The organism is Phaeovulum sp. (assembly GCF_030684035.1).
Lineage (GTDB): Bacteria > Pseudomonadota > Alphaproteobacteria > Rhodobacterales > Rhodobacteraceae > UBA6213.
The window spans coordinates 1-13,304 of the sequence record NZ_JAUXPI010000047.1; the positions used below are offsets into that span (position 1 = coordinate 1).

At 63.7% G+C, this 13,304-nt stretch carries 10 protein-coding genes, 1 tRNA gene and 2 pseudogenes; 2 read left to right on the forward strand and 11 right to left on the reverse strand.

What is annotated here, in order from left to right:
- The 3 genes and pseudogenes from Q8J98_RS11110 to Q8J98_RS11120 form a co-directional block, all read right to left on the reverse strand.
- Positions 1-463, reverse strand: a pseudogene (locus tag Q8J98_RS11110) (sigma-54-dependent Fis family transcriptional regulator); the annotation flags it as partial.
- Between the two features lie 201 nt (positions 464-664).
- A tRNA-Ala gene (locus Q8J98_RS11115) sits at positions 665-740 on the reverse strand.
- Positions 741-910: 170 nt separating this feature from the next.
- The gene (locus Q8J98_RS11120) at positions 911-1,240 is read right to left on the reverse strand and encodes a TIGR02300 family protein (protein WP_305182970.1); all 330 of its coding nucleotides are present in this window, start codon (positions 1,238-1,240) and stop codon (positions 911-913) included.
- Positions 1,241-1,358: 118 nt separating this feature from the next.
- On the opposite strand from Q8J98_RS11120, the gene Q8J98_RS11125 reads away from it, so the two are divergent.
- Both Q8J98_RS11125 and Q8J98_RS11130 read left to right on the forward strand, forming a co-directional pair.
- Positions 1,359-2,051: a M48 family metallopeptidase gene (locus Q8J98_RS11125; protein WP_305182971.1), complete on the forward strand. Its 693-nt coding sequence runs from the start codon at positions 1,359-1,361 to the stop codon at positions 2,049-2,051.
- 31 nt (positions 2,052-2,082) lie between these two features.
- Entirely contained in the window at positions 2,083-2,733 is a 651-nt protein-coding gene (locus tag Q8J98_RS11130; protein ID WP_305294521.1) for a GntR family transcriptional regulator, read from the forward strand.
- Between the two features lie 158 nt (positions 2,734-2,891).
- Here the strand turns inward: Q8J98_RS11130 and lpdA are convergent, their stop codons facing one another.
- The 8 genes and pseudogenes from lpdA to mdh all read right to left on the reverse strand — a co-directional run bounded on the left by lpdA (position 2,892) and on the right by mdh (position 13,161).
- Positions 2,892-4,280, reverse strand: a complete 1,389-nt coding sequence (lpdA, locus tag Q8J98_RS11135; protein WP_305294401.1) for a dihydrolipoyl dehydrogenase — start codon at positions 4,278-4,280, stop codon at positions 2,892-2,894.
- Between the two features lie 348 nt (positions 4,281-4,628).
- A pseudogene (gene odhB, locus Q8J98_RS11140) lies at positions 4,629-5,900 on the reverse strand (2-oxoglutarate dehydrogenase complex dihydrolipoyllysine-residue succinyltransferase); the annotation flags it as partial.
- A gap of 59 nt (positions 5,901-5,959) precedes the next feature.
- Positions 5,960-8,914, reverse strand: coding sequence for a 2-oxoglutarate dehydrogenase E1 component (locus Q8J98_RS11145; protein WP_305294403.1), 2,955 nt, complete (start codon positions 8,912-8,914; stop codon positions 5,960-5,962).
- A 37-nt stretch (positions 8,915-8,951) separates the two neighbouring features.
- Entirely contained in the window at positions 8,952-9,371 is a 420-nt protein-coding gene (locus Q8J98_RS11150) for a hypothetical protein (RefSeq protein ID WP_305294404.1), read from the reverse strand.
- Positions 9,372-9,374: 3 nt separating this feature from the next.
- On the reverse strand, positions 9,375-10,259 hold the full coding sequence (gene sucD, locus Q8J98_RS11155; RefSeq protein WP_305294405.1) for a succinate--CoA ligase subunit alpha: 885 nt from the start codon (positions 10,257-10,259) through the stop codon (positions 9,375-9,377).
- A gap of 9 nt (positions 10,260-10,268) precedes the next feature.
- Positions 10,269-10,766, reverse strand: a complete 498-nt coding sequence (locus tag Q8J98_RS11160) for a hypothetical protein (protein WP_305294406.1) — start codon at positions 10,764-10,766, stop codon at positions 10,269-10,271.
- Positions 10,767-10,770: 4 nt separating this feature from the next.
- The gene (gene sucC, locus Q8J98_RS11165) at positions 10,771-11,964 is read right to left on the reverse strand and encodes an ADP-forming succinate--CoA ligase subunit beta (protein ID WP_305294407.1); all 1,194 of its coding nucleotides are present in this window, start codon (positions 11,962-11,964) and stop codon (positions 10,771-10,773) included.
- Positions 11,965-12,198: 234 nt separating this feature from the next.
- Positions 12,199-13,161: a malate dehydrogenase gene (gene mdh, locus Q8J98_RS11170; protein ID WP_305182985.1), complete on the reverse strand. Its 963-nt coding sequence runs from the start codon at positions 13,159-13,161 to the stop codon at positions 12,199-12,201.
- Between the last annotated feature and the right edge of the window lie 143 nt (positions 13,162-13,304).

A 13,304-nucleotide genomic window follows, 5' to 3' on the forward strand; every position in this document is an offset into this window, starting at 1 on the left:
CGGCTGCATCCTGCAGAACGCCGTTTGCCTCTTCAAGCGCGCGCAAGATGGCGATGCGCTCGGCATCTTCGACCTGCGCTTTCAAATTCAGCTTGGGCGCAACGGCCTCGACCCCGGCTTCGGGCGGGGCTTCGCCCTTCAGGTCGTACTCCTGCAACCGTGGCCCGGCGGAAAGTGCCACCGCCCGCTCGACCATGTTGCGAAGCTCGCGCACGTTGCCGGGGTAGTCGAGCCGCGCCAGCCATGCCTCGGCGGCCGCTGAAAGCCCGAGGATCGGGCGCTCCATCGCCGCTGCCTGCTCGGCCACGAACCGCCGCGCCAGAAACAGGATGTCGTCAGGTCGCTTGCGCAGCGGCGGTATCGGAATGTGAATGACATTCAGCCGCCAGTAGAGATCGGCGCGAAACCGGCCGGCAGCTATTGCCGCGTCAAGGGTTACTTGGGTTGTCGGTGCAGCCCGCAATCGTGTTAAACTTCGGCCATGCGAAGCGTGGCACCGTATGCGCTTATCAGCGAAAAAATGGGCTTGCGGCGCTGGACGGCAAAGCAGGCTCGCCCCCCTTCATTCCCGCAAAAGCCGGGGGCTTCCGCCGTGCGCTGGGGGAAGCATTGGGGGAAGCAAAAATCGCTTGTCCAATGTTTTCAATTTCTTAGATGGGAATTTTGGTGGAGCCAGACGGGATCGAACCGTCGACCTCTTGAATGCCATTCAAGCGCTCTCCCAACTGAGCTATGACCCCACGTTATCTGCGGGTCTGGGGGCCCGCGTGCAGGGTCGTATAGGCAGTTGCTCGGGGCCACGCAAGTGGAAAATGAGGTGTGGCGACGCGGCCTGGATGGCGGTTTCTGGCAAACCAAAGGGCACGGGTTTCCCCGTGCCCGAAAGGCTTTGTGACGGTGCGGAACCGGCTCAGACTTCCTCTTCGCCCACTGCGACATCGGCGATGTCGTCAAGCGAAACGCTGTCGTCTTCGTCATCTTCCAGCAAGTCGTCGTCAAGATCGACATCGCCCGTATCTGCGTCGATATCCTCTTCGGCATCGAGATCTTCGACATTTTGCTCGCGCTCGCGCACGCTCGCCTTGTCGGCGATCATCACCCGCCCGCGTCCGGCGGTGAGGCTTTCAACGCTGAAGCTGCTGGCGCAGACCGGGCAGGTCATCGGGTCGCGCGCAAGGTCGTAGAAGCGGCTCGCACAATGCGGGCAGAGGCGCTTGACGCCCCATTCCTCTTTCGGCATGGAAAACTCCTGGCATCGCTCTGGTAATCGAGAGTCGAAGCCAACTGCCACAACCCATGCGGGGTGTCAAAGGCTTTTGCGCGCCCCGCCGCCACAGCCCTGCCCGGAAAGGAGCATGATGCGCCGCCTGTTGCTGCCCGGTCCGCCGGAGGTTCATGTGACGCTGCGTCGTTCCGGCCGCGCGCGGCGGTTCAGCCTGCGGGTATCACGGCGTAACGGACAGGTCACGCTGACCCTGCCAACCTGGGCAGCCGAGGCCGAGGCGATGGCATTTGCGCGCGCCAAGAGCGCTTGGGTCAGTGCGGCACTGGCGCGGATGGTGCGGCCAGCGCCGCTCGGCTTTGGTGCGTCACTGCCTTTCGAGGGCCGCATGCTGGCGCTGACGGCGGGGCCGGTGCGGGCACCGCGCGTTGCGGGGGACGAATTGCTGCTGCCGCCCGACGCGGCGCGGCTGAACCCGCGGCTGGTGGCGTTCCTGCGGCTAGCTGCCCGGCAGCGGCTTGAGCTTGCCTGCGCCCGCCATGCCGAGGCGCTTGGGCGGCCCTTTGCGCGGATCACGCTGCGCGATACCCGTTCGCGCTGGGGCTCTTGCGCGCCTGATGGCAGCCTGATGTTTTCCTGGCGGCTGATTCTGGCACCGCCGGAGGTGCTCGACTATGTCGCAGCGCATGAGGTGGCGCATCTGGCCGAAATGAACCACGCGCCCGCCTTCTGGGCGGTGGTTGCGCGGCTTTGTCCCGGCTACGCCGCACCGCGGGCCTGGCTCAAGGCGCATGGGCAGGCTTTGCACGCCTATCAGTTCGGCGATTGACCGCAAGCGGCGGCTATGGTCCCTTGCCGTGATGACGCTGAATGCGCGCCCTTCCGACACCGCGCTTGCTGCGCATGACCGCATTTACCGCGGCCTGCGCCAACAGATCATGCATGGCGAGATGAAACCCGGGCAGGCGCTGACGCTGCGCGGGCTCGGCAAGGCTTATGGCGTATCGATGACGCCCGCCCGCGAAGCATTGCGCCGACTGGTGGCCGAGGGCGCGCTGATGCTCTCGTCCTCGGGGCGGGTGGCGACGCCGGAGCTGAGCCAGGAGCGGATCGAGGAACTGGCGGCGCTGCGCGCGCTGATCGAGCCAGAGCTTGCCAGCCGGGCCCTGCCGCGTGCGCATCTGGCGCTGATCGACCGGCTTTCAGCGATCAACACCGCCAATGCCGAGGCGGTGGCCAAGCACGATGCGGTGGCCTATGTGCGCAGCAACCTCGAATTTCACCGTACGCTCTATCTGCGTGCCCAGGCCCCGGCGATGCTGGCGATCATCGAAACGGTCTGGCTGCAACTTGGCCCGACGATGGCCGCGCTTTATTCGCGCATCGCGCATAACGAGCCACCGCGCCACCACCGGCTGATACTGGCAGCGCTGCGGGCGGGGGACGAGCCAGGCCTCAGGCTGGCGGTGCGCACCGACGTGACGCAAGGGTTGCGGCACCTGGCGGGGTAAAGCACGCCTGCGGCGGGCAGGAAGGGGGGCCTCAGCCCCCCTCTGGGCCTTGCGGCCCATTCACCCCCGAGGGTATTTGCACAAAGAAGAAATCGGGTCGGGCTTCTTCTTTGTGCAAATATCCCCGGGGGTGAATGGGCAGAGCCCCCGGCCTCGCCTCAGGCGTGAATAGCACCGTCGCCGCAGGCGAGGGCGGCTTCGCGCACCGCTTCCGAATAGGTCGGGTGGGCGTGGCAGGTGAGGGCGAGGTCTTCGGCCGAGGCACCGAATTCCATCGCCACGCAGATCTCGTGAATGAGTTCGCCCGCAGCAGGTCCGATGATATGGGCACCGAGGATGCGGTCGGTGGTCTTGTCGGCAAGGATCTTGACGAAGCCTTCGCCTTGAAACACCGCTTTCGCCCGTGCGTTGCCCATGAAGGAGAACTTGCCGACCTTGTAGGCGCGGCCTTCCTGTTTCAGCACCTCTTCGGTCTTGCCGACCGAGGCGACTTCGGGGGTGGTGTAGATGACGCCGGGGATCGCGTCGTAATTCACGTGGCCCGCGCGGCCGGCGAGGATTTCGGCCAGCGCCATGCCTTCGTCCTCGGCCTTGTGCGCCAGCATCGGGCCGGTGATGGCATCGCCGATTGCGTAGATACCGGGTTGCGAGGTTGCAAAATGCGCGTCGGTCCTGATCTGGCCACGGGGCAGCAGGTCTACCCCAGCCGCTTCCAGCCCGAGGCCTTCGGTGTAGGGTTTGCGCCCGGTGGCGACCAGCACCACCTCGGAGGCAAGGCTGGCTTCGCTCTCGTCCTTGCGGAGCTTGTAGCGGGTGGTGGCGCTGACTTTGGCAACCTCGACGCCCTGCACCGCGGCGCCGAGGATGAATTTCAGACCTTGCTTGGCAAGGATGCGTTGCAGCGACTTGGCCACTTCGCCGTCCATGCCGGGGGTGATGGCGTCGAGGTATTCAACCACGGTCACTTGCGCGCCAAGGCGGGCATAGACCGAGCCAAGCTCCAGCCCGATCACCCCGGCACCGATCACCACCCTGGTTTTCGGGATCTTGCCAAGGGCGAGCGCGCCGGTCGAGGTGAGCACGGTCTTTTCGTCCACGGTGACACCGGGCAGCGACGAGGGCTCGGAGCCGGTGGCGATGACGATGTTCTTCGCTTCGTGCACCTCGTCGCCGACCTTGACCTTGCCGGGCGCGGCAATCGAGCCCCAGCCTTTCAGCCAGGTGATCTTGTTCTTCTTGAACAGAAACTCGATGCCCTTGGTGTTGCCCGCCACGACATCGGTCTTGTAGGCCTGCATCTTCGCCCAATCCACTTTCGGCGCGCCGCCCATGAGCCCCATCTTCTCGAAGTTCTCATGCACCTCGTGCAGGGAATGGGTGGCGTGCAAGAGCGCCTTCGAGGGGATGCAGCCGACGTTGAGGCAGGTGCCGCCGAGCGTCTCGCGGCCCTCCACCAGTGCCGTTTTCAGCCCGAGTTGGGCGCAACGGATGGCGCAGACATAGCCGCCGGGGCCACCGCCGATGATGATGACGTCAAAGCTGGACATGTCGGGTCTCCTTGGCTGGCGGGGGCCGGGGGGATGCCTGCCCCCCGAACCCCCCGGGGGTATTCAGGCGTTGAAGAAGCATGGTCAGAGGGGTGGGGCGGGGGTCTGGGTTTGGGTAGCGGAGGGTCATGGGGATACGAACGCATAATACAGATGCCAAGCCCAACTTGTTCTGGTTTCGACATTTTCCAAGCAAGCGTTTCTTTCAGCGACTTGCAGCGGACTATACTCGGCGCAAATCCCTAAGGAGTTTGCGTAACGCAAGTTTTCCAGCTTCACGATAGTTGATCCAAACCAAATCAACAGACCGACAAGAAGCAAGATCAATGCAATACGCATAGGTTATCCTCACAAATCCATCAGCAACCGCCGCGGGTCTTCCAGCGCCTCTTTCACCCGCACGAGGAAGGTCACCGCGCCTTTGCCATCGACCACGCGGTGGTCGTAGGAAAGCGCGAGGTACATCATCGGGCGGATCACGATCTGGCCTGCCACGACCACCGGGCGGTCCTGGATCTTGTGCATGCCGAGGATGCCCGATTGCGGCGGGTTGAGGATGGGCGAGGACATCAGCGAGCCATAGACGCCGCCGTTCGAGATGGTGAAGGAGCCGCCCTGCAACTCGGGCATGCTCAGCTTGCCGTCGCGGGCGCGCAGGCCAAGTTCGGCGATCTTCTTTTCGATCGCGGCGAAGGACATCTGGTCGGCGTCGCGCACCACCGGCACCACGAGCCCGGTGGGGGTGCCGACCGCCACGCCCATATGCACGAAGTTCTTGTAGACGATATCGCCACCGTCGATTTCGGCATTGACCTCGGGCACTTCTTTCAGCGCGTGCACACAGGCCTTCACGAAAAAGCCCATGAAGCCAAGCTTGACGCCGTGCTTTTTCTCGAACTGGTCCTTGTAGGTGTTGCGCAGCTCCATGATGCCCGACATATCGACCTCGTTGTAGGTCGTGAGCATCGCGGCGGTGTTCTGCGCGTCTTTCAGGCGGCGCGCGATGGTGGCGCGCAGGCGGGTCATCTTGACCCGCTCTTCCCGGGCGGCATCTTCGACCGGGATCGGGGCGCGGGGGGCCGCGGCCGGGGCTGGCACCGCCGCGGCGACTGCGGGGGCGACCTGGGCGGCGGCGGAAACGGCGGCGGCGACATCGGCTTTCATCACCCGGCCATCGCGGCCCGAAGCTTGCACGGCGTCGCGCGAAATGCCGGCCTCGGCCATCGCCTTTTTCGCGGCGGGCGCATCTTCCACGTCCTTCGCGGCTTTTGCCGGGGCGGCGGGGGTGGCCGCTGGTTTGCCAGGCGCGGCGGTAGCACCTTCGGTGATGATCGCAAGGCGGGCTTTTGCATCGACCGTGGCCCCTTCGGCGGCGAGGATTTCGCTCAGCACACCGGCCACCGGCGAAGGCACCTCGACCGAAACCTTGTCGGTTTCCAGCTCGCAGAGCATTTCATCGATCGCCACGGCATCGCCGACCTTCTTGAACCAGGTGGCGACGGTGGCCTCCGACACGCTTTCACCCAGAGAGGGGACCATTACATCTGTCATCTTGACCTCGTTGACTTGCGGCCTGGACCCCTGCGCGGAGCCGCTGCCAGTTTTCGTTTCGGGTGCCGGGCGGGCAGGGCCTGCCGCGGTGATGTGTTCGGTCGGCGCGTGGTCGCGCCGCGGGTAGCTTAGCCGAAGCTCAGCGCGTCATTCACCAGCGCCTCCTGCTCGGCCTTGTGGCGTGAAGCGAGGCCGGTGGCGGGCGAGGCCGAGGCGTTGCGTCCGGCAAAGCGGGGGCGGCCATAGGCGGCACCGATGCGGTTCAGCACCCATTCGAGGTTGGGCTCGACAAAGGTCCATGCCCCCTGGTTCTTCGGTTCTTCCTGGCACCAGACGATTTCGGCCTGTTTGAAGCGGCCAAGCTCGGTCACCATTGTATGGGCCGGAAACGGGTAGAACTGTTCGAGCCGCAGCAGATAGACATCTTCGATGCCGCGCTTGTCGCGTTCGGCCAGAAGATCGTAGTAGACCTTGCCCGAGCAGACGACGACGCGGCGGATCTTGTCATCCGCCAGCAGTTTCGTTTCCGATCGGCCGCGCTGCGCATCATCCCAAAGCACGCGGCGGAAGAAACTGCCGGTGCAGAAATCCTCGGCTGGCGAGATGCAATTCGGGTGCCGCAGCAGCGACTTCGGCGTCATCAGCACCAGCGGTTTGCGGAAGGGGCGGTGAATCTGGCGGCGCAGGATGTGGAAGTAGTTGGCCGGGGTCGAGACATTGGCGACGATCCAGTTATCTTCGGCGCTGAGTTGCAGGAAGCGTTCCAGGCGCGCCGAGCTATGCTCGGGGCCCTGCCCCTCATAGCCGTGCGGCAGCAGCATGACGAGACCCGACATCCGCAGCCATTTGCGCTCGCCCGAGCTGACGAACTGATCGAACATGATCTGCGCGCCATTGGCAAAATCACCGAACTGCGCCTCCCACATGGTCAGGGTGTTCGGTTCGGCAGAGCTGAAACCGTATTCGAAGCCGAGCACCGCATATTCGCTGAGGCTCGAATCGATCACCTCATAGCGCGCCTGCCCCGGCTTGATGTGATTGAGCGGGTAGTAGCGTTCCTCAGTGGTCTGGTCGACCAGCGCGGAATGCCGCTGGCTGAAGGTGCCGCGCGTCGCATCCTGCCCCGAAAGGCGCACGCCATAGCCCTCGGCCACGAGGCTGCCGAACGCCAGCGCCTCGCCTGTGGCCCAGTCGAAGCCCTTGCCCGATCGGAACATTTCGGCCTTGGCTTCAAGCTGGCGCGCGACTGTCTTGTGCAGATCAAAGCTCTGCGGGGTGCGGGTCAGGCCACGCCCGACCTCGGCCATGAGATCGGGCGAAATTGTGGTGGAACCCGCATCGTATTCGCTGCGCTCGCGGTCGAGGTGTTTCCAGCGGCCGTCGAGCCAGTCGGCCTTGTTCGGGCGGAAGTTCTTGCCCGCTTCGAATTCCTCGTTCAGCTTGGCCTGAAATGCCGCCTTCATGTCCTCGATCTCGCCCTCGGGGATCAGGCCATCGGCCACTAGGCGCTCCGTATAAAGCTGCAAGGTCGTCTTGTGTCCCTTGATCGCCTTGTACATCAAGGGGTTGGTGAACATCGGCTCATCGCCTTCGTTATGCCCGAAGCGGCGATAGCAGAAGATGTCGAGCACCACGTCCTTGTGGAACTTCTGCCGGAATTCGGTCGCCACCTTGGCAGCATGCACCACCGCCTCGGGGTCGTCGCCGTTGACGTGGAAAATCGGCGCTTCCACCATCAGCGCGAGATCGGTCGGGTAGGGGCTGGAGCGGCTGAAATGCGGGGCGGTGGTAAAGCCGATCTGGTTGTTTACGACGATATGGATGGTGCCGCCGGTGCGGTGCCCGACCAGACCCGAAAGGCCGAAACATTCGGCAACCACGCCTTGACCGGCAAAGGCGGCATCGCCGTGCAAAAGCACCGGCAGAACCTGATGCCGGGTCTTGTCGCCCAGCTGTTCCTGCTTGGCGCGCACCTTGCCCAGTACCACCGGGTTCACCGCTTCGAGGTGGCTGGGGTTGGCGGTCAGCGACAGGTGAACCTTGTTGCCATCAAACTCGCGGTCGCTTGAGGCACCGAGGTGGTATTTCACATCGCCCGAGCCATCCACCTCCTCGGGTTTGTAGCTACCGCCTTGAAACTCGTGGAAGATTGCGCGATAGGGTTTGCTCATCACATTGGAGAGCACCGAAAGGCGGCCCCGGTGCGGCATGCCGATAACGATTTCCTCTACCCCAAGCGCACCGCCGCGCTTGATGATCGCTTCCATCGCCGGGATCAGCGATTCACCGCCGTCGAGGCCGAAGCGCTTGGTGCCCATGTATTTGACGTGCAGGAATTTCTCGAAGCCCTCGGCCTCGACAAGTTTGTTGAGGATGGCGCGGCGGCCTTCACGGGTGAAGGTAATCTCCTTGCCGTAGCCCTCGATCCGCTCTTTCAGCCAGCCCGCCTGTTCGGGGTCTGAAATATGCATGTATTGCAGCGCGAAGGTGCCGCAATAGGTGCGTTTCACGATGTCGATGATCTGCCGCATCGAGGCGATTTCGAGGCCCAGAACGTTGTCGATGAAGATCGGGCGATCCATGTCGGCATCGCCGAAACCGTAGGCCTTGGGGTCAAGCTCGGGGTGATCGGCCTGTCCGGCAAGTCCGAGCGGATCGAGGTCGGCGGCAAGGTGGCCGCGAATGCGGAAGGCGCGGATGATCATCAGCGCGCGCACCGAATCGAGCACGGCGCGTTTCAGCGACTCGTCGGAAACCTTCACCCCGGCTTCGGCTGCGCGCGCGCGGATCCTGTCGCCCGCGCCCTTGGCTTCCTTGGCGACCGGCCATTCGCCGGTCAGCGCTGCGGTCAGATCATCCGCAGGCATCGGCGGCCAGTCAGGCCGGTCCCAACTGGCCCCCTTGGCCTGCCGCTTTACATCCAGCTCGGCTTCGCCCAGCGAATGGAAAAACGCCGCCCAGGCCGCATCGACCGAGCCGGGGTCGGCGGCAAAGCGGGCATAAAGGTTCTCGACATAAGCCGCATTGGCACCTTGCAGGAAACTTGAGGCGTGAAAGGCGTCGTTCGGGGTCTGGTCGGTCATGTTTCTGGTCCCTTTGAGAGGATAGGGGGAAAGCGGTTCACGCCGGGAGGTCGCCGTTATGGAGAGTGTCGCAGGCTTGCACCTCGGCCCAGGTGCCGCGCACATAGCCCTCGGCGTTTTCCGCAACGGCGGCATCGCGGGCCGCCTCCTCTGCGATCATGATGGGTCGGTAGGCGACGGAATGGCGGTCGTTCGACTGCGTGAGCCCGCGCACGAAGCGGTGGAGGCGGTTCACGCGGGCCTCAAGCTCGTCCTGGAAGGCGGGGAAGGGTTCGCCCGCTTCGGTCTGGGCAAACACCTGCTGATGCAGGGCCACGGATTTCGCCGCGCAGCGCAGTTTCGCGATGACCTGCGGGTCATCGGTCGTGCGGAGGGTAAGGGCGGCGTAAGCGATCACGCCGCCAAAGACGGCGATGATCGCGTAGGCCACCCGCTTGTTGCGCGCCGCCACTGGCATGGGTCAGCCCCCGATCGCCTTCAGCACCGCTTCCCCAAGCCCCGCCGGGCTGTCGGCAACCACGATCCCGGCGCGGCGCATTGCTTCGATCTTCGATTCCGCATCGCCCTTGCCGCCCGAGACGATGGCACCCGCATGGCCCATGCGGCGGCCTTTGGGCGCGGTGCGACCGGCAATGAAACCGGCGGTCGGCTTCCAGCGGCCACGCTTTTTCTCATCGGCCAGAAACTGCGCCGCGTCCTCTTCGGCGGCACCGCCGATTTCGCCGATCATGATGATCGAGGTGGTCTCGGGGTCGGCGAGGAACATCTCCAGAATGTCGAGGTGCTCGGTGCCCTTGATCGGGTCGCCGCCGATGCCCACTGCGGTCGATTGGCCAAGCCCGAGGTCCGAGGTCTGCTTTACCGCCTCATAGGTCAGCGTGCCCGAGCGGCTGACAACTCCGCAAGTGCCGCGACGGTGGATGTGGCCCGGCATGATGCCGATCTTGCAGGCGTTGGGGGTGATCACGCCGGGGCAGTTCGGCCCGATCAGGCGCGACTTGGAACCTTCCAGCGCGCGCTTCACCTTCATCATATCCAACACCGGAATGCCTTCGGTGATGCAGACGATCAGCTCCATCTCGGCGTCGATCGCCTCAAGGATGCTGTCGGCGGCAAACGGCGGAGGCACATAGATCGCGGTGGCGTTGGCACCGGTGACGGCGCGCGCCTCGTGCACCGAGTTGAACACGGGCAGGTTGAGGTGCAGCGTGCCGCCCTTGCCCGGCGTCACGCCGCCGACCATCTTGGTGCCATAGGCGATGGCCTGTTCGGAGTGGAAGGTGCCCTGAGAGCCGGTGAAGCCCTGGCAGATGACGCGGGTGGTTTCGTTGACGAGAATGGCCATGGGGCCTCCTTACTTCGCGGTGCCGGCCATTTGATTGAGCACGGAACCGATGAACGATGCTGCGATTGCTCCAATGGGTAGTTTCACTTCCCCTTGGTCTGATTTGGCAGTTAGGCTGCCTGCGAATTTTGGTTTACGTCCGCTGCTTTGGTAGGGGTTCCCTTCAAGGTCCGGCGTCTCCCATACCAATGTCAGGCTTTCGGCGTGGATGATTATCCCGAAGGCGTCCCACAGGTTGCCGTTTGGAGGCGCTTTGCTAGAGGGAGGCCAAAGTGGATCACTGCCGATTGTCGCGGACTTTAGCTGGCGCCGCTCCATAACGCGACGACCGTGAAATGCCAGTTCAAGCAGGTCGGCGAGAACTTGTTCGTCCACGAGTTTCGCAAAGGCACGGTCGGAGGGAAGAACTGCACAGCAGGCGAGGCAGAGCCGAACAGCACATTCTTGAGCAATTCGCCCACTGTGATCCTCAAGCCAATCCTTCGCTGCAATTTCCACGGCAGGCACCTGCTTACCCCCTTACCGCCTTCACAATCTTCTGCGCTGCATCGGCGAGGTTATCCCCTGCGATCACATTGAGCCCCGAGCCCCGGATGATGTCCTTGCCCAGCTCCACGTTGGTGCCTTCCAGCCGCACCACCAGCGGCACTTGCAGGCCGACCTCTTTGACCGCCGAAATCACGCCCTCGGCGATGATGTCGCAGCGCATGATGCCGCCGAAAATGTTGACGAGGATGCCTTTGACGTTGGGGTCGGAGGTGATGATCTTGAACGCCTCGGTGACCTTTTCCTTGCTGGCACCGCCGCCCACGTCGAGGAAGTTGGCGGGCTCGGAGCCGTAGAGCTTGATGATGTCCATCGTCGCCATGGCAAGGCCCGCGCCGTTCACCATGCAGCCGATCTCGCCATCAAGCGCGATGTAGTTCAGGTCGAACTTGGAGGCGGCGAGTTCCTTCGGGTCTTCCTCGGTCTCGTCACGCAACGCCAGAATGTCCTGCTGGCGGTATAGCGCGTTATTGTCGAAACCCATCTTGGCATCGAGGCATTTGAGATTGCCCTCGGGGGTGACGATCAGCGGGTTGATCTCCAGCATCTCCATGTCCTTTTCGACAAAGCAGCGGTAGAGATTGCGGATCAGCGCCACGCATTGCTTGACCTGCGCGCCCTCCAGCCCAAGCGCAAAGGCGACCCGGCGGCCGTGGAAATCGGAGAGACCCGAGGCCGGATCGACCGAGAACGACAGGATCTTTTCGGGCGTCTTGGCGGCGACTTCTTCAATGTCCATGCCGCCTTCGGTGGAGACCACGAAGGAAACCCGGCTGGTGCCGCGATCAACCAGCAGCGCGAGGTAAAGTTCGCGTGCGATGTCGGAACCATCCTCGATGTAGATGCGGTTGACCTGCTTGCCCGCCGGGCCGGTCTGGTGCGTGACCAGCGTGCGCCCCAGCATCTGCTTGGTCAGCACTTCGGCCTCTTCCACCGAACGCGCCAGCCGCACGCCACCCTTCAGCCCCGCTTCGGGTTCCTTGAAGCTGCCCTTGCCGCGTCCGCCCGCGTGGATCTGTGCCTTGACCACCCAGAGCGGGCCATCAAGGCCGCCTGCTGCCGTCTTGGCATCTTCGGCACGCAAAACAACGCGCCCGTCAGAAACCGGGCAGCCGTAGCTGCGCAGCAGCGCCTTCGCCTGGTATTCGTGGATATTCATGGCCAATGTCCCGTGTGGCTGCGTTTGGCGCAGTCTCTGCCACGGAAACGGGCGCATTCAAAACGCTAAATGCCGCAAATGCGGTTGCGGTGGCGGAAATCTGAGATTTGTGATCACAGCATTCAATGGTGTGATCACAATAAATCACCTGTCGGGCCGGGGTAGCGATTCGAGGCCCCGAAAAGGAACTGGGCGCACCTGGCGGGGCGCGCCCAGTTGTGGATTGTTACAGGTTCAGCTCAGCGAGGGGTCGATTGCCTTGCAGGCGGCGACCAGCCCCTGCACGGATTCAACCGACTTGTCGAACATCGCCTGTTCGTCCTTGTTGAGCGAGATATCGACGATGCGCTCCACGCCAGCGGCACCGATCACCGTGGGCACCCCCACATACATGCCCTTCAGCCCGAGCGCGCCATCAACCCATGCGGCGCAGGGCAAGAGCCGCTTCTGGTCCTTGAGATAGGCTTCGGCCATTTCGATAGCCGAGGTCGCGGGCGCGTAGAAGGCGGAGCCGGTTTTCAGCAGGCCGACAATCTCGGCCCCGCCATCACGGGTGCGCTGCACGATCGCGTCAAGCCGGTCCTGCGAGGTCCAGCCCATCTTCACAAGGTCGGGCAGGGGCACACCGCCAACGGCGGAATAGCGGACCAGCGGCACCATGGTGTCGCCGTGGCCGCCGAGCACGAAAGCGGTGACATCGCGCATCGAGACATTGAATTCAACCGAAAGGAAGTGCCGGAAACGCGCGGAATCGAGCACGCCCGCCATGCCGACCACCTTGTTGTGCGGCAGGCCCGAGAATTCGCGCAGCGCCCAGACCATCGCGTCGAGCGGGTTGGTGATGCAGATCACGAAGGCGTCGGGGCAATGCGTCTTGATGCCCTCGCCGACCGCTTTCATCACCTTCAGGTTGATGCCCAGAAGGTCATCGCGGCTCATCCCCGGCTTGCGCGGCACCCCGGCGGTGACGATGCAGACGTCGGCCCCGGCAAGGTCGTCATAGCTGTTGGTGCCCTTGAGCACCGCGTCAAAGCCCTCGGAGGGGCCAGATTCGGCAATGTCGAGCGCTTTGCCTTGCGGTGTGCCTTCGGCGATGTCGAACAGAACAACGTCACCGAGTTCCTTGATCGCGGCAAGATGGGCGAGCGTGCCGCCGATCTGCCCCGCGCCGATCAGCGCGATCTTGGGTCTGGCCATGAATTCCTCCGAGGTCAGGGGGTTTGCGAAAAGACTGACGGGCAAGTGCCTAGCCGCTTGAGTGGCTTCGTGCAAGCCCGCTGCAACGCAGCAATGCCGCTGGGCATTCCGTTGCGCCAAGGTTTGCGCTAAAGCCCCCCCGA